The sequence below is a fragment of the Burkholderia sp. AU45388 genome (genome assembly GCF_030481585.1).
GTDB lineage: Bacteria > Pseudomonadota > Gammaproteobacteria > Burkholderiales > Burkholderiaceae > Burkholderia > Burkholderia sola.
In genome coordinates, this window is the sequence record NZ_JAUJPV010000005.1 from 274,045 (window position 1) to 291,097 (window position 17,053).

Consider the following 17,053-nt stretch of genomic DNA (forward strand, 5'->3'; position numbering starts at 1 on the left):
GTCAGCGCCCTCCCCACAACATCGCGCACGGCACGAGCACCGCGAGCCACGCACCCGCGCGCCAGGCGGCCTGCCGCCAGCCGGGCGCGACGAGCACCCACAGCAGCGCGGCGACGCTCGCGGCGAGCGTCAGCAGCACGGCCGCGTAGAGCCGGTTCAGGCCGTCGTCGGGGTAATGACGGGCCAGCGTGATCGCGAGCGCGGCCGCACCGGGCAGCACGCCGCCGATCGCGATCGCCGCCCGCGCACCCCAGCCGAACGCCATCAGAATTGGCCGCGCACGGTGAGCATCACGTTGCGCGGTTCCCCGTAACGGTTGTTCCAGCCCGGCTGGCTCAGGCTCAGGTAGTAATTGCGGTCGAACAGGTTGTTGACGTTGAGCGCGGCGCTCCAGTGCTTGTCGTAGCGGTAGCCGAGCCTCACGCTCGCGAGCGCGTAGCCGCCCTGGCTCATCGTGACGCCGTTCGCCTGGGCCGAGTAGCTGCTCTGCACCTGCATGCCGCCGCCGATGCTCCAGCGCCGCTCCTGCCACGGCAGGTCGTAATTGGTCCACAGCCGGAACAGGTGGCGCGGATTCAGCAGCGGCGCGAACGTGCCCGCGTTCGCGAGATTGTCCGCATAACGCATCGTGTCGTACGTGTAGCTCGCCCATACGCTCCACCACGGCGTGATGCGGCCGTTCGCCTCGAATTCGAAGCCCTGGCTGCGCACGCTGCCGCCGTTCACGTAGTAGCAGCTCGGCCCCGCGCATGGATGCGCGAGATCGACCTGCGGGTTGTTGTCGAGATCGATGCGGAACGCCGCGAGCGACACGTTAAGCTTGCCGCCCGCCAGTTCGCCCTTCACGCCGGTTTCATAGGTGCGCCCCTTCACCGGCGTCAGGATGCCGCCGCCCCACATCGACTTGGTCTGCGGCTGGAACACCTCCGCATAGCTCGCGTACCACGACCAGTCGCGCGCGAAATCCCAGATCAGCCCGCCGTACGGCGTGAACTGGTGGCCGGTGTTGTAGTGCGCGCCGAGACTGTCCTGGTTCCACCAGCTCATCCGGCCGCCGAGCACGAGCGTCACCGGTTCCGCGAGCTTGATGCGGCCGAGCCCGTAGACGCCCTTCTGCGAAATGTCGTTCTGCTGCGACTGCTGGTACGGCCCGATGCCCGGCTCCGGCACGCTGCCCGGGTTCCAGCGGTACACGTTCACCGGCGTGCCGGCCACGTCGCCGAGCAGCGATGCCGTCATCTGTCCGCTGCTGCTGTTCGCATACGTGATGCCGAACAGCAGGTCGTGCGTGAGCCCGAACGCATGCACGGGGCCCTGCACGTTCGCATCGACGCTGCGGCTGTAGCTGCTGAACTGGTACGCGGCGCCGGTCAGCCGGCCGCCGGCGCCCGTCGCCGGATCGATCGCGCCGAACGAACCCGCGTACTTCAGGTCCGAGCGCACGCTCTGGTATTCGCCGCTGACCTTCGCCTTCCAGCCGGCGCCGAGCTTCTGCTCGACCGACGCGAACGCACGCGTCGTATCCCAGTTGAAGCGGCCCCACGCGGTGTCGAGGAACGTCGAGCGCGACAGGCCGAGGCTCGACCCGTCGCGCGCCATCGGCACGCCGGACATGTCGGGCACCGACGACGTGGTCTGGTACTGCGCGCCGAACGTGAGCAGCGTGTCGCGCGTCACGTCGACTTCGGTAACGCCGTAGATCGAACGTGTGTCCTGCTTCGCATGGTCGTAGAAGAAGTGGCGATCCTCGTACGCGGCGACGAGCCGGCTGCGCACGGTGCCGGCCGCGTTGAGCGGGCCGCCGATGTCGGCTTCCGCGCGATAGCGGTCCCAGCTGCCGACGCTCGCGGTCGCATGCGCGGAGAACCGGTATTGCGGGCGCTTGCGCACGAGGTTGACGGTCGCGGCCGGATTGCCCGAGCCGTGCAGCAGCCCGTTCGCGCCGCGCAGGATTTCCACGCGCTCGTACACCGAGATGTCCTGCGGCGCGCTCGCCATGTCGCCGATCACGACCGGCACGCCGTCGAATTCGAACGAATCGACCTTGAAACCGCGCACGAAATACGCGGTGGTGAGCAGCACGTACGGCTGGACCGTCACGCCGGCCGACTGCTGCATCACCTCGTCGAGCGAGAACAGGTTCTGCTGGTCGATCCGCTCGCGCGTCGTCACGCTGACCGACTGCGGAATCTCGCGCAGCGCGAGCGGCATCTTGCCGACCGTCGCCACCGACGGATCGTCGGCCACGCCCCGCGACGCATTCACCGCAATCGCCTTCAACTCGCCCGCGGCAGGCTGCGCGGCGGCCGCCTCTTCCTTGCCGCGTTCCATGCCGCCCGCCGGCGCCGCATCGGCGAACGCCGCCGCCGGATGCGCGGCGATCAGCAGGCCGAGATACAGCGACGGACGCCAGCGCCTGAAACGGGCGACGCGTGCGCCCTTCATCATCGATCTCTCAGATTCCCGCACCTCGTACCGCATTCACGCCCCCGCATTTGATAATCATTCTCATTATCAATTAGAACCGGCGGGCGATTTTTCGATAGAGGGGCTTTTCCTATCGATTCCGGGCACGGCGGCCCGCATTGTTCACGTCACTGTTCGGATTCGGCCGCACGGGTTTCCTCGCCCCGTCCGGCGGGCAACGCGCCGTCGAGCGGCTGCCCGGCGCGGGCGAACGTCGCGTACCACGCATCGGTTTCGAGCAGTCGCGCATGCGTGCCGGTCGCCCGCACGCGGCCCGCGTCGAGCACGACGATCGTGTCGGCGGCCGCCGCGAGCGCCGGCTGGTGCGTGACGACGATGCGCGTGCGCTGCCCGCGCAGCGCGACGAGGCTGTCGCGCACGCGCCGCGCACTCAGCTCGTCGAGGCTCGCGGTCGGTTCGTCGAACATCAGCACCGGCGCCCGCGCCAGCAACGCACGGGCCAGGCACGCCCGCTGGCGCTGCCCGCCCGACAGCAACTGGCCGCCCGGCCCCACGTCGGTGTCGAGGCCGTCCGGCAGCCGCTCGGCGTCGCGCAGCAGGCCAACGGCATCCAGCGCGGCACGCAGTTCGGCCTCGGTCGCGTCCGGCCGGCCCATCCGCACGTTCCACGCGAGGCTGCCGCGAAACAGCCCGTTGTCCTGGAACACGAGGTTGCGCGTCGCGGCGAGCGTCACTTCGCTCAGGTGCCGCACGTCGGCACGGCCGAGCAGCACGCGCCCCGCGCACGGATCGTCGAGTCGCGCGAGCAGGCCGAGCAGCGTGCTCTTGCCCGCCCCCGTGGGGCCGACGATCGCGACGAAGCCGCCCGCCGGACAATGCAGGTCGATCCCGTCAAGCAATGTCGCGCCGCTGGCCGACCGATAGCCGACACGCACCGCGTCGACGCTCGCGTCGTGTACCGGCGTGCCGCGCTCCGGGCTGTCGAAACGCGGCGCATGCAGCACCGCGAGCACCGTGTCGAGCGCGCGCCAGCCGCCCCGCAATGCCTGGTCGAGCTGCGTGAGCTGTGCGAGCGGCTCGATGAAGCGCACGAGCAACACGAGCACCGCGACGGCCGTCGCTGCGTCGAGCCGGCCGGCCGCGACTGCCCATGCGCCGCCGATCAGCATCTCGACGAACACGCCCTGCACCGCGCCCGCGAAGCCGAGTTCGATCGGCAGCGCGCGCCGCATCAGCGCGCGCGTGCGGCGATGCTGTTCGTCGAACGCGCGCTGCAGCGCCGCGCGCGCATCGCCGTCCCGGCCCGCGAAGCGCAGCAAGCCCTGATGCGCGGCGAAGGTCTGAAGCTGCACGGCCATGTCGCGATCGCCGGCGGCGCGCGCCTGTTCGAACGCGAGCGTGCGGGCGCCGCCGCGCTCCAGCAGCGCGAACAGCAGTACGGCCGCCGCCGCGAGGCACAGCGCGACGCGCCAGTCGATCCACGCGAGCCCCGCCACCACCGCGAGCGGGGTGACGACCGCGCCGATCAACGGACCGAGCAGATGCGCGGGAATCCCCATCGCCTGCATCACCGGCCCGCGCAACAGCCCGGCCGGATGACCGTCGCGCACGGTCTGCCACGACGCGATGCGCGGCAGGTGCTGCACGAGGCGTTCGACGAGGCCGACGGCCAGCGCGCCGCCCGCGCGATAGCCGCGGAGCTGCGCGACGTACAGCACGAGCGCATGGCACAGCGTCAGCGCGCCGAGCACGACCGTCCAGTGCAGCGCGGCCGCCTGCGCGCCGGCGAACCATGCGCGGATCAGCGGCACGAGCAGCAGCCCGCACGCGCCGTCGAGCAACGCGGCGGCCACCGCCCAGCCCACGCCGCGCCACAGCGCGCGGCGCGTGTCGCGCGGCAGGCACTGCAAACGTTTGAGCGATTGCGTCGTCATGCGGCCTCCCCGCCTGCGGCGCCGCGTTCACGCCAGAGCCGCGCATACAGCCCCTGCGCGGCGAGCAGCGCCGCGTGCGTGCCGCGTTCGACGATGCGGCCGCGTTCCATCACGAGGATCTGGTCCGCGTGCCGAATTGCATCGAGATCGTGGCTGACGATCACGCGCGTGCGCGTGTCGGCGCGCAGCGCGTTGCCCAATGCGCGCCCGGTTTGCGGATCGAGCGCCGACGCCGGCTCGTCGAGCAGCAGCAACGGCGCGCGCGACAGCAGCGCCCGCGCGATCGACAGCCGCTGCAGTTCGCCGCCGGACAGGCGCACGTCGCGCCCGCACACGCAGTCGTAGCCGCCCGGCAATGCATCGATACGCTCGTCGAGACAGGCCGCGCGCGCGACGGCGCGAATCGCGTCGCGATCGGCATCGGGCCGGTACAGCGCGATGTTCGCGGCGATCGACACGTCAAGCGCGGTCGCCTGCTGGAACACCATCGCGACCCGTTCGCGACGCGTCTGCGCTGCGAGCCGCCGCAGGTCGGCGCCGCCGAGCCGCACGGTGCCGCGATCCGGATCCATGAAGCGCGCGAGCAGCATCAGCAGCGTGCTCTTGCCCGCGCCCGACGGCCCGACGATCGCGGTAGCCGTGCCGGCCGCGATCGTCACGTCGATGTCGCGCAGGATCGGCTCGCCGTCGATGTCGACCTGCACGCCGCGCAGCTCGATCGACGAATCGCGCGGCACCTGCGCCGCGCCGTCGGCGGGTTCCTGCAGGCCCGGCTGCGCGAGCAGCGCATCGAGCCGCGCCGCGGCCGCCCGCGCCTCGCGCAATGCATCGGCGCCATGACCGAGCGCGCGCACCGGCGCCGCGACCGCCCAGATCAGCAGCGCGAACGCGCACAGCGTGCCGACCGGCAACTGCCCGGCCGTCAGCCACGTCGCGCCGAACACGACCCACGCGAGCAGGAACGGCGTGCCGAGCAGCACCTGTGTGCAGGCGCCGAGGCCGCCGATGCGGCCGACCCACGCCGAGAACGCGTGAGAGAAATGTCCGGCCGACGCCAGCGCGGCCGCCTCGATGCCGGCGCCCGGATATTGCCGCACGAGCGCCGGATTCTGCGCGAGCTCCGCGTAGTCGCCCATCAATCGTTCGAGCGCCGCGTTGCGCGCCACGAAGGCCGGCGCGAATCGTGCCGAACGCATCCAGCGGAACAGCGCCGCACTAGCGACGAGCGGCGCGAGCGCGAACGCGAGCAGCACGGGATTCAGGTAGAGCAGGCACGCAAGCGCCGCGCAAGGCACGACGACGAGCTGCGTGAGATCGGCCGGCGCATGCGCGACGAGCTGATGCAGCGCGCGCACGTCCTGATCGACGTGGCGCGCGACGCGGTCGCTGCCCGCGCGCGCGAACCAGCCGAGCGGCAAATGCCGCAGATGATCGGCGAGGCGCCTGCGCAGGCGGTCGCCGAGATCCGCGTCGACGCGATGCGTCAGGTGCAGCGCGACCGTCTGGCCGCCCAGCCAGCACGCGCCGGCCGCCGCGGCCGCGACGAGCCAGCCGCGCGCCGCCGCGTCGAGCTGCGCCGTCACGCGCCATGCGTCGGCGAGATGCGCGAGCGCGAGCCACGGCACGAGCGACGCGATGCCGGCCAGCGCCTGCAACATCATCGCGGTAACGAGCGGCGCCGCGAACGGCCGCAGCATCGAAAGCAACGGCCCCTTCATGCGGCACGCTCCAGCAGCATGCCGAGCGTCGCGGCGCATGCATCGCCCGGCGGCTGCGCCGGAAAACCGAGTTGCGCGGTCAACTGCTGCCAGACGCGCGCCACGTCGATGCTGCGCTGGTTGCACGCGTGCAGCCCTTCGCCGGACACGAGCCGGTCGACCGCGCGCACGGCCGCCTGCGGCCAGCTTCGTGCGTGAATCTCGCCCCACGTGTCCTGCGCGTCGTCGCAGATCTGGATGCTCGGCATGGCGTCGCCGGCCGGCTCGCCGAAGATCGGAAAGAGGCCGTCCTCGTCCGCCGCCGGCTCGCGCAGCGCGGGCGCCCACCACAGCGGGCCGTGCGGCGACGCGAGCGTCCACGTGCCGGCGTCGGTCGTCAGCGTGATGCCGAACAGCAGGCTCATCCGGCCGTCGTCGGCCGCCGCCATCTCGTTGTGCACGCGCAGCGACACCGGCGTCTCGGCGAGCACCATCGCGCATTCGCGCATCGACGACAGCGCCGGCCCGATCGGTTCGGCCGACCACGGCCCGACGCCCTGCAACGCGGCCGCGAGCACGTCGAGCGCCGCGTAGCTCGCCTGCACCGAGCACGCCACGTCCGCATGCACCGGCGCGCTCGTCTCGCGCAGCCGTCGCGCGACCGCGATGAAGCGCGCGACGACCGGCAGGTTCGGATAGAAACTGTTGAGCAGGCAGCGGCGTCCGTGGCGCGCCGCGGTGCGCAACACGCTGTCCCATTCGTCGGGCAGCAGCGGATGCTCGATCACGACGTCGATCCCGCGTTCGAGCAGCCGGCACGCGAGCGCGGGGCCTTGCTCGCCGCGCGCCGCGCCGCCGACGGCGACGCAGGCCACGCGCACGTCGTCCGGCAACGCGTCGACGCGGTCGAATACCGGCACGCCGACGCGCGCGGCCAACGCCGCGGTGCGCGCGCTGCCCTGCCCGAGGATGCCGGCGACGCGATACGATCCGGACGCCGCGAGGCCCGCCGCATAGAACTGACCGAAACGGGAGCCGGCCACGACGACCGGCAGCGGATGGACCTTCATCGTGCCTCCTTCAGGCGGGTATCGACGAACGCGGCGTTCAGGCAGTCGAAGTGACCGCCGGGGATATCGATGGCCGTGATGCCGCCGAGCGCCTGCGCCGTCCAGTAATCGGTGAGTGCCGCGCGCTGCTGCGGAATCAGCGGGTTGCAGCGCTCCGGCACGAACAGCCGCAACGCGCCCGCATACGGCGCGTCGCCGGCCCAGTGGCACGCCTGCACCGATTGCATGAAGAGCCGGTACAGCCGCTCGCGCTCGTCGAGCAGCGGATGCGCGAGCTCGTCCTGCATCGACAGGCCGGCCGCCGCGCGCAACACGCGGCGGCGCAGCGCATCGAGTGGCTCGCAGCGTTCGCCGAAGATCTCGAGCTGCGCCTGCAGGCTGCCGGGCGCAAGCCGCGCGGGGTCGGCCTTCAAGGCGTCGGCGAGCGCGTCGGCCAGCACGTACGCTTCCGGGAAACCGAGCGCATCGAGCGGCAACCCGAGCGTCGCCGCGAAGTTGAACAGCACGAGCCGTTCGTCCTCGACCAGGTACGGAATCCGGTAGCTCGACACGATGTCGAGCGTGCGCACCGCGACGCCGAGCTGCACCAGCGACTTCGCCATCTCGAGCGCGACCAGCCCGCCCGAGCAGTAGCCGAGCACGTCGACCTCGCGCACGCCGCTGCGCCAAAGCGCATCCGCGTAACGCCGGCCCAGCGTCGCGTTCAGGTGGCGCGCCGGCAGATCGAGGTAGTCCTGCGCGTCGCGCACCGCGAAGCCGAGCACCGGGCCGAGCCGCGCGAGCGCGGGAAGCACCGGACGATACGCCTGCACGGTGCCGAGCCCTTCGTGCACGATCACGCGCGGCACGCCGTCTCCCGGCGCGAGAGGAATCGGACGCACGCCGACACGCACGCGCGGCGCCGGCGCATGGACGACCGTCGATGCCGACAGCGTGCGCGGGGCGGCAGGCGCGGCCGTCGGCATCCCGCTCGCCGGCTGCTCGCTCGCGTCGCGCAGGCATTGCGCGAACGCGGCCGGCGTCGGCTGCGCGAGCACCCAGCGCAGCAGCCGGTCGAACGGATGCGCGTGCGCGAGCGGTTCCTCGCCGCGCAACCGCGACACGAGCTGCGCGATCAGCAGCGAATCGCCGCCCGCGGCGAAGAAGTCCTGATCCGGAGAAACGTCGCGCGTATCGAGCACGGTTTCCCACAAGCCGGTCAGCCGCGCGAGCAGCGGATCGGTTGCCTGCATGGGCGTCGATCGGACCACGACCGGCGCCGGTTCGCGGATATCGGCAATGCCGGCCAGCGTACGGCGGTCGATCTTGCCGTTCGCGGTCACCGGCAGACGTTCCAGCACGCGCAGTTGCGACGGCACCATGTAGCCCGGCACGCGCTCGGCCACGAACGCCAGCAGCGTATCCGGCGCGATGCATGCCGCACCGCGCTTCACGTGGGCCAGCAGGATGTCGTAGCCGAGCGCGGCGAGCGGCGTGTCGGGCGCGACGCAACCGAGCGCACGATCGCCCGCCTCCGCCTGCAACCATTCGAGCCACTGCGCGTGCGGTACGAACAACCGCGCCGATGCGGCCCGCGCGTCGTCCGGCGTCTCCATCATCAGCGCCTGGCTGATGCTGATTTCCGGATGCTCGGCCGTCAGCTCCTGGATCACCCACCACGCGTCGGCCGCCGACAGCGCGCGCAATCCGGCGATCAGCGCGACCGTATCGCGCGCATTGTTCAGCGCGCCGGAGCTGATCGTCAGGTCGACCGAATGCGGCGCAATGCCCTGCGCGTCGCATGGCGCGTTCATGTCGAAGCGCACGAAGCGCATCCACGGATACGCGGCGAAACGCTCGCGTGCGGCCGCGAGGAAGTAGCTCGACACGTCGCTGAACAGGTAATCGATGCGCGTGCCGGCTTCGACGAGCGGCGCCAGCGCATCGACGATCGCCCGCGTCGCGGCGGCCGTGCCCGCGCCGATTTCGAGGATGCGCCATGCCCGCTGCGGCTCGCGCGCGACGACCGCCCGCACGGCCTGCGCCATCCCGCGATGCAGCGCGCGGGCGTGTTCGCCGTCGCTGTACATCGCTTCGGCGATATGCGCAGCCCCTTCCGGGAACATCAGGCCGGCCGGCGATACGCTGCCGTCGATCTGCGCGTCGAGGCATCCGGCGCTGTCGCGGAAGTAGTCGACGAGCACGGCCGGCCACAGCTCGGGCGGCGCGTGCTGCGCGAATGCGTCCCAGCATGCAAGCGCGTCGGCCGGGCTCGCGCCTCGCCGCACGCGCCAGCCGTCTTCCGCATCCGCATCGAGCACGCCGTGCGCGACGAGCATCGCGAGCCAGTGGCGCAGCAGATGCCGTCGTGCCGCCGGCACACGCAGCCGCTCACACAGCGCGGCGAAATCAGTCGAGCCATCGGTCGTCACGCCGCCGGCGGGCACGATCCACGCGGCGAGCGACGCCACGCACGCCGTTTCGAGTTGCGCGACCGACCGCGACACGTCCGCCTGCGCGGGCCAGCGTGCCGCATCGAATGCAGCACGCACCTGCGTCGCGATCTCGCGCAGCGCGTCGTCCTGCGCCGGCGGCGGCGTGTCCGCGGCCTGCAGCGACACGAAGCTCGCGAGCCGGCGCTCCGCGCCGTCGCCGAGCACGATCGTCGCCGCCGCGCCGACGAGCGGATGTGCGGTCAGCGCCGCGTCGATCTCGGCCAGCTCGATCCGGTAGCCGCGGATCTTCACCTGATCGTCCTGCCGTCCGAGGAATTCGAGCGAGCCGTCGGCGCGCACGCGCCCGAGATCGCCGGTGCGGTAAAGCCTGCGCCCGTCCGGATGACGGATGAACCGTTCGGCCGTGCGCACGGGATCGTTCGCATAGCCCGTCGCGAGCCCGACGCCGCCGATATGGATCTCGCCGCGCACGCCGGGCGGGCACGGCCGGCCGAGTGCGTCGAGCACTTCCATCGTCTGTCCGGTCAGCGCGCGGCCGTAAGGAATGCTCGCGAGCTGCGTGTCTTCGGGGCGGATCGGATGCTCGATCGACCAGATCGACGCTTCGGTCGCGCCGCCGAGGCTGAACAGCGCGCTGTCGGGCCAGCGGCGCCACCAGCGGGCCGGCAGCGTCACCGGGATCCAGTCGCCCGACCACAGCACGCGGCGCGGGCCCGGCACGTCGAGCGCCGGTTCGCCTTCGAGGTAGTCGATCAGCATCTGCCCCTGGGCGGGCACCGAGTTCCACAACGTCACGCGATGACGCACCATCAGCTCGGCCCAGTGCGACGGATCGTTGCCGCGAGCGGGATCGGGCAGCACGATGCACGCCCCGCGCGCGGTCGCCCCGAAGAAGTCGTAGACGGACAGGTCGAAGCTCAGTTCGGCCAGGCCCAGCACCACGTCGCCCGCGCCGACCGCATGCCGCGCGTTGATGTCGGCGAGCGTGTTGCACACCGCCGCGTGGCTCAGCATCACGCCTTTCGGCTCGCCTGTGGAACCCGACGTGTAGATCACGTAAGCCAATGCGTCGGGGCCGATCTCGCGCGCAGCGCGCGGCGGCCATTGCGGATCGATCGGCAACGCGTCGATATCGATGCGCACGCAACCGTCGTGGTCGAACGCGAGCGCCTGCACGCTGACGACCGCGCGCACCCGCGCATTGCGCAGAATGGCCTGCTGCCGCAGCGCCGGCTGGCGGCTGTCGACCGGCACATACGCGGCGCCCGCCTGGACGATCGCGAGCACGGCCGCGAGTTGATGCGCGCGCTTCGGCATCAGCACCGCGACGGTATCGCCCACGCCGACGCCGGCCTGCTCCAGCGCGCCACGCAGCGTCGCCGCATGTTGCGCGACCTCGCGGTACGTGCGTGCGCCCCGCGCGTCGATCACGACCGGCGCATCGGGCGTGCGCAACGCCTGCGCGGCGAAACCGGCCGCGATATGCGTATCGGCATCCGGATGCACGTCGGCAACGGGCGCGGCGGATGGCAGCACGATGTCGCCCGCGCGCGACCACCACACGGCATCGTCGGCCAACCGGCCCAGCAGCGCGACATACGCATCGAACATCGCGGCCGGCATGCCGTCCGGAAACAGGTCGTCGCGCACGTCCCAGCCGATTTCCAGCCCGCCGAACTGGTCGGTCACCTGGCAGTCGAGCCACACCTGCGGCGTCTGGCTGATCATGTAGCGCGGCGGTTCGGCGCGAGTCGCGTGCTCGCCGAGCAGGCGCCCGACGCTGCCGATCCCGCTCGTGAACACCACCGGCATCAGCGCCGCATCCTTGCCGCGCCGCCGCGCGAGTTCGCGCATCACGTCGACGCCGGTGAACGCGCGATGGTCGAGATCGTCGAACATCCGCGCGCCGATCGTGCGGGCACGCTCGACGAAATCACGGCCGTGCGTCGCGTCGACGGCGAGCAGGCTCAGTGCGGTGAAATCGCCGAGCACCGCATCGATGCGCGGATGCACGGGCGGACGGTTCAGCACCGTCAGGTTCAGGCAGAACGCCGGCGCCTGGCTCCAGCGGCCGACGACCTCGGCGAACGCGGCCAGCGCGACGCTCGCCGCGCTCAGCCCGAAACGGCTCGCATGGCCGCTCAACGCGGCCCATTGCGCGCGATCGAGCCGCGCATGCCGATGCGTGAAGCGCGGCCGCCCGTCGGTGCGCATCGCGGGCACGATCGGCAGATCGGGACGCGCGGGCAGATCGTCGACGCGAGCGAGCCACCACGCCTTGTCGCGTGCATGGTCGGCACGCGCGCCGGCCTGCGCGTCGTGCATCACATAGTCGCGAAACGTCGCGTCGAGCGGCGCGGGCCGCCATTGCGGATCGTCGTAACGACGCCGCCATTCGGCGAGCAGCAATTGCAGGCTCGCGTAGTCGATCAGCGTGAAATCCACGGACAGGTGCAGCACCGCGGCATCCGGCCCGACGCTCACTTCCGGCTGCAGCACCGGCCAGCGGTCGAGTGCATGCACCGCATGATCGAGGCGCTCGCGCACGCGGTTCAGATGAGCGTCGAATGCGTTCGCGTCGGCGTCGCGCAGGTCGTGCACGGCGAGCGGCTGCCACGGCACGTCGGGCAGCACGCGCTGCCATGCGTTGTCCTCGACGATCGCACGCAGCATCGGATGGCGCGCGACGCACGCGTTCCACGCGGCTTCGAAGCGCACGCAGTCGAGATCCCTCGGTTCGTCGTATTCGACGTACAGATGGCAGGCGCTGCCGCCGAACTCGAACGATTCGTGCCGGCCGAGCACGTACGCGGCCTGCACCGGCGTCAGCGCGAACCGTTCGTACTGGTGCGCCGGATCGCTGCGCCATGCCCCGTTCTGAAGGAAACGGACGAACGCATCGCGTTCGGCCTTGATGCGCGCGGCGAGATCCGCGTCGAGCGCGCCGGCCGGTGCGCGATAGCGCAACTGGCCGCCGCCGTCGCACCACAGTTCGATCTGCCGTTCGCGGCAGAGATCGAGCACGTCGTCGAAGCTCACAGCACGCCCTCCTCGATCGTCGCGACCGATGCGTCGCCATCGGCGGGCGCCGCCGGCGTCAGTGCGTCGAGCCGCGCCGCGAGACCGGCGAGCGTCGGCTGCCGGTAGAACGCGGCCATCCCGATCCGCACGCCGAGCCGCTCGCGCAGTTGCGCAAGCAGGCGCGTCGCGAGCAGGCTGTCGCCGCCGAGCGCGAAGAACGTCGCGTCGCGCGCGTTCGCCGCGCGGCCGAGCGCCTGCTCCCAGCAGGCCAGCAATATCGCGTGACGTTCATCGGTCGGCACGAACGCGTCGTGCGCGGCCGGTGCGTCGCCGAGTGCGCGCGCGAGCGCATCGCCGACCGCCCGGCGGTCGATCTTGCCGTTCGCGTTCAGCGGCCAGCGCGGCACGCACCACAGCGCATCGGGACGCATCGCGTCGGGCAACCGGTCGCGCAACCAGTCGGCCAGCGCCGCCTGCGCGATCGGCTCGCCGGTCCGGCGCGCATCGATGCAGGCGAATGCCGTCGAGCGCCAGCTCCGCGCATCGAGCGCAAAGCCACAGGCGTGAGCGGCCGCCGCGAGCGCGTCGGCGGCGAACGGCCGTGGCAACGACGCATCGCCCGCGACGCGCGCGACGAGCTCGCGCAGCGGCGAATCGCGCAGCACGTCGGCGAACAGCAGGCGGCCGTCCCGCGCGAGCAGCGCGGCGGCGATCCGGAACGTGTCGCGCGGATCGTCGCGCAGGTGCGCCGCCGCGAAACTGATCACGCAATCGAAGGCGCCGAGATAATGTGCGGGCAGCAAGCCGTCCTGCATCGTCTGCAACGCGGGCATCGTTCGCGTGAAGCGCGCGTGGGCGTTGTGCAGCAGGCCGGGCGACGCGTCGAACAGCGTCACGTCGAAGCGTGGATCGTCGAGCACGCCGAGCCCGCCATCGAGCGCTTGGCCCGCGCGCGCATCGAGCACCGCGACGCGCAACGCGCCAGCGTGTGCGGCCGCCTGCGCGTCCAGCGCGGCGGCGAACTCACGCAGCACGCGAGCGCCGTCCGGCAAACGCGTCGCGAACGCGAGCGGCGCCACGCACGGGTCCAGCGGCACGCGCTGCGCGGCGCTATCCGGATCGGCGGCGAGCGCGCGCAGCGCGGCCGTCAGATCGTCGAGATCGGTCGCCTGCCAGTCGAGCCGAGCGAGCGCCTCGTCGATGGCGATCGATGCGTCGCCGTTTGCCTCCCAGTCCGCACGCAGCGACGGCGGCAGGCCCGCGTCGTCATCGAGCAGCCGGCCGGCAACGGCGCGTGCGATGGCCGCTTCCGCCGGCATCGTGTCGGCCATGCCGGCCTCCCCGAGCGATGACGGCGCGATGGCCGCTTCCGCGCAATCGGCCGGCACGAACGCCGCGACGATGCGTGCGGCCTCGCCGTGGACGACGCTCGCGCACGCACCGTCGATCAGCGGATGCGCGGCCAGCGCCGCCTCGATCTCGCCGAGTTCGATCCGGTGCCCGCGCACCTTCACCTGCCGATCCTCGCGCCCGAGGAATTCGAGCGTCCCGTCCGGCCAGTAGCGGCCGCGATCGCCGGTGCGATACCAGCGGCCCGACGCATGCTGCACGAAACGCTGCGCGGTCAGCTCGGGATCGTTCCGGTAGCCGCGCGCGAGACTGTCGCCGCCGATCAGCAATTCGCCCGGCACGTAATCGGGCGCATCGCGCCCATCGGCATCGACGATGCGATACGCCTGCCCCGGCAACGGCCGGCCGTAAGGAATCGAACGCCAGTGCGGCGGCACGTCGCGCACCGTCTGCACGTTCGACCAGATGCCGGCCTCGGTCGCGCCGCCGAGCGCGTGGAACGCACAGGCATCGCCGCAGCGCTCGCGCAGGCGCGCCGGCAGGTCGAGCGCGATCCAGTCGCCGGACAGCAGCGCCGCACGCACGCTGCGGCACGCGTCGCGCGCCGCCGGCGCGGCGAGCGCCATTTCCAGCAGCGCGGGCGCCGAGTTCCACAGCGTCACGCGGTGCTGCGCGATCAGGTCGATCCAGCGCGCCGCATCGCGCGCTTCGTCCTGCGTCGGCAGCACGAGTTCCGCGCCGGCCCCGAGCACGCCGAACAGGTCGTACACCGACAGATCGAAATCGAGCGCCGACACCGCGAGCAGCCGGTCGTCCGCCTGCACGCCGAGCAGTTGGTCGATCGCATCGATCGTGTTGATCGCGGCCGCGTGCGTCATCTCGACGCCCTTCGGCACGCCCGTCGAACCGGACGTGTAGATCACGTAGGCCGTGGCTTGCGGCGCGACCGCGAGCGGCGCGGGCAGCGGCGCATGCCGCAGCAGCGCGGCGATGCCGACATGCGGCAGCGGGCCGGCCGCGCATGGGGCGTCGCCGATCACCGCCTTCACGCCCGCCGCGCGCTCGATCAGCGCCTTGCGTGCGACCGGCTGCGCGACGTCGAGCGGCACGTAGCACGCGCCGGCCGCCAGCACACCGAACACCGCCGCGACCTGCGCGGGCCCGCGCGGCAGGCTGATCTCGACCGCGTCGCCGTGCCCGATCCCGGCCGCCCGCAACCCGCCCGCGACCGCGAGCGCCTGCGCGGCCAGTTCGCCGCGCGTCACCGTGCGATCGCCGCAGCGCAACGCCACGGCGGCCGGCTCGCGCGCGGCCAACGCGAAGAAATCGTGATGCAGCGTGCGCGCGTGGCCAGGGGCCGGCAACGCGTTGAGCGTATCGCGCACGCGCCGCTGCGCGGACGGCAGCTCGACCGCGATCGGCAACCGCCAGTCGCGATCGCACAGCGCCTGCACGAACGCGACATACGCGCCGAACATCGCGTCGATCATTCCGTCCGGGAACAGGCCATCGACGCTGTCCCACGCGAGCAGCGCGCCGCCGGGCACGCGATAGAGCTGATGGTCGAGCCACACCTGCGGCGTCTGCGAAATCATGTCGTGCAGATCGCCGAACACCTGCGCGAACGCATCGGGCACGAACGGCTCATCGCCGAGATTGCACGAGAACACGACGGGCGCCGCGCGCGGCATGCCCTGCCGACGCGCGTCGCGCAGCACGTCGAGCGCCGGATACGCGGCGTGCGCGATCGCACCATGCAGCCGCTGCTGGAATGCGCGCACCGCGTCGGCCGCGCTCGCATCGACGCGCACGTCGCATTCGACGAGCAACAGCGTCGTGAAATCGGCGATCACGCGGCCCAGATCGGGCGCCTCGCCGTGCCGGTCGAACAGCGGCACGTTGAGCAGGAACGCGTGCCGGCCGCTCCAGCGCGCGAGCACCGCCGCGAACGCCGCGCCGAACACCGACGACAGCGTGACGCCATGCTGCGCGGCGCGCGCCTGCAGGCGCGTCAGTTCGTCCGTGCTCAGCGTATGCGCGGCGCGGCTGAAACGCGGCGCGCGGATCGTTTCCGGCGCACGAGCGAGCGGCAGCGCCGGCCCTTCCGGCAACGTCGCGAGCCGCGCCTGCCACGCGTCGCGCGCCGCGGCCCGCGCATCGCGCATCTCGGCCGCGCGACGCGCGAGCCAGGCCGGGAACCACGTCGACGGCGCGGCCGGCAACGCCGCCGGCTCCGCATACGCGACGCCGATCTCCCGCATCAGCAGCCGCACGCTGTCCACGTCGGCGGCGAGCAGGTCGACACTGAGCCACACACGGTCCTCGCCGCCGGGCATCTGCACGAGCCCCATCATGAACACCTGCGCGTGCTCGACGTCGAGACATTCGTGCGACCGGAACGCGCGCAGCGACACCCATTCGGCTTCCGCATCGGCCGCCGTCCGGTCGCGCCAGTCCGCGTGCGCGAACACGGGCGCGTCCGACTCGGCGAGGATCTGCTGGCGGCCGCCGTCGAAACGCGCGCGCAGCATCGGATGACGCTCGCGCACGCGCCGGCATGCGATGTCGAGACGAACCGGATCGATCGCGCGGCTGCGGAATTCGAGAAACGCATGACAACTCACGTTGCCGAGCACTTCACCGTCGCCGCGACCCAGCCAGTACGCCTGCTGCACCGCGGACAACTCGAACGGCGCATGCACGTCGACCGCTTCGGCAACAACGCCGGCTTCCGGCCGCGCGAGACGCGGCGCATTCGCGAGCAACGCGGCCCACGCGCCAAGCGTCGGCGTGCGCGCGAGCGCGTCGAACGTCAGCGCATGGCCGAGCCGGTTCACACGCGTCTGCAAATACATCAGCCGGATCGAATCGAGGCCGCAGCTCAGCAGGTCTTCGTCGTCGTCGAGCGACGCGATTTCATCGACGGATTCGTCGAGCAGCTCGGCGATCAGCGCAACGAGCCGCGCGCGAAAGTCAGGGCGAGAACAACGGGAAGGATCGGAATGGTCGGTCGTGGAATCGACAACGGTCTGGCTCATGGGCACGCCTTGTATGGGTCGTTCGGCGGTGGTTCCGCGCGCCGGCGGCCACCTGTGAATGAGAATCTATCTCATTAACGC

The 17,053-nt window shown here is 71.7% G+C and carries 7 protein-coding genes; all 7 read right to left on the reverse strand.

The features are described 5' to 3' along the window. Window position 1: 1 nt before the first annotated feature. The 7 genes from QZM72_RS12805 to QZM72_RS12835 all read right to left on the reverse strand — a co-directional run bounded on the left by QZM72_RS12805 (window position 2) and on the right by QZM72_RS12835 (window position 16,972). The gene (locus tag QZM72_RS12805; protein ID WP_301738274.1) at window positions 2-265 is read right to left on the reverse strand and encodes a hypothetical protein; all 264 of its coding nucleotides are present in this window, start codon (window positions 263-265) and stop codon (window positions 2-4) included. Then, on the reverse strand, window positions 265-2,481 hold the full coding sequence (locus tag QZM72_RS12810; RefSeq protein ID WP_301738275.1) for a TonB-dependent siderophore receptor: 2,217 nt from the start codon (window positions 2,479-2,481) through the stop codon (window positions 265-267). Before QZM72_RS12810 ends, QZM72_RS12805 begins: the two co-directional genes overlap by 1 nt. A gap of 113 nt (window positions 2,482-2,594) precedes the next feature. Continuing rightward, the gene (locus QZM72_RS12815) at window positions 2,595-4,361 is read right to left on the reverse strand and encodes an ABC transporter ATP-binding protein (protein WP_301738276.1); all 1,767 of its coding nucleotides are present in this window, start codon (window positions 4,359-4,361) and stop codon (window positions 2,595-2,597) included. After that, on the reverse strand, window positions 4,358-6,079 hold the full coding sequence (locus QZM72_RS12820; RefSeq protein WP_301738277.1) for an ABC transporter ATP-binding protein: 1,722 nt from the start codon (window positions 6,077-6,079) through the stop codon (window positions 4,358-4,360). The genes QZM72_RS12815 and QZM72_RS12820 overlap by 4 nt, the downstream gene beginning before the upstream one ends. Then, complete coding sequence (locus QZM72_RS12825; RefSeq protein WP_301738278.1) at window positions 6,076-7,128, reverse strand: Gfo/Idh/MocA family oxidoreductase; 1,053 nt, start codon at window positions 7,126-7,128, stop codon at window positions 6,076-6,078. Before QZM72_RS12825 ends, QZM72_RS12820 begins: the two co-directional genes overlap by 4 nt. Further along, entirely contained in the window at window positions 7,125-12,602 is a 5,478-nt protein-coding gene (locus QZM72_RS12830) for a non-ribosomal peptide synthetase (RefSeq protein WP_301738279.1), read from the reverse strand. The genes QZM72_RS12825 and QZM72_RS12830 overlap by 4 nt, the downstream gene beginning before the upstream one ends. Further along, window positions 12,599-16,972: an amino acid adenylation domain-containing protein gene (locus QZM72_RS12835; RefSeq protein WP_301738280.1), complete on the reverse strand. Its 4,374-nt coding sequence runs from the start codon at window positions 16,970-16,972 to the stop codon at window positions 12,599-12,601. The genes QZM72_RS12830 and QZM72_RS12835 overlap by 4 nt, the downstream gene beginning before the upstream one ends. Window positions 16,973-17,053: the final 81 nt, after the last annotated feature.

What these genes read in the sequence shown, in the direction of transcription:
- QZM72_RS12805 (WP_301738274.1), bottom strand. Translation starts at nt 265, where the DNA reads ATGGCGTTCGGCTGGGGTGCGCGGGCGGCGATCGCGATCGGCGGCGTG.
- QZM72_RS12810 (WP_301738275.1), bottom strand. Translation starts at nt 2,481, where the DNA reads ATGCGGTACGAGGTGCGGGAATCTGAGAGATCGATGATGAAGGGCGCA.
- QZM72_RS12815 (WP_301738276.1), bottom strand. Translation starts at nt 4,361, where the DNA reads ATGACGACGCAATCGCTCAAACGTTTGCAGTGCCTGCCGCGCGACACG.
- QZM72_RS12820 (WP_301738277.1), bottom strand. Translation starts at nt 6,079, where the DNA reads ATGAAGGGGCCGTTGCTTTCGATGCTGCGGCCGTTCGCGGCGCCGCTC.
- QZM72_RS12825 (WP_301738278.1), bottom strand. Translation starts at nt 7,128, where the DNA reads ATGAAGGTCCATCCGCTGCCGGTCGTCGTGGCCGGCTCCCGTTTCGGT.
- QZM72_RS12835 (WP_301738280.1), bottom strand. Translation starts at nt 16,972, where the DNA reads ATGAGCCAGACCGTTGTCGATTCCACGACCGACCATTCCGATCCTTCC.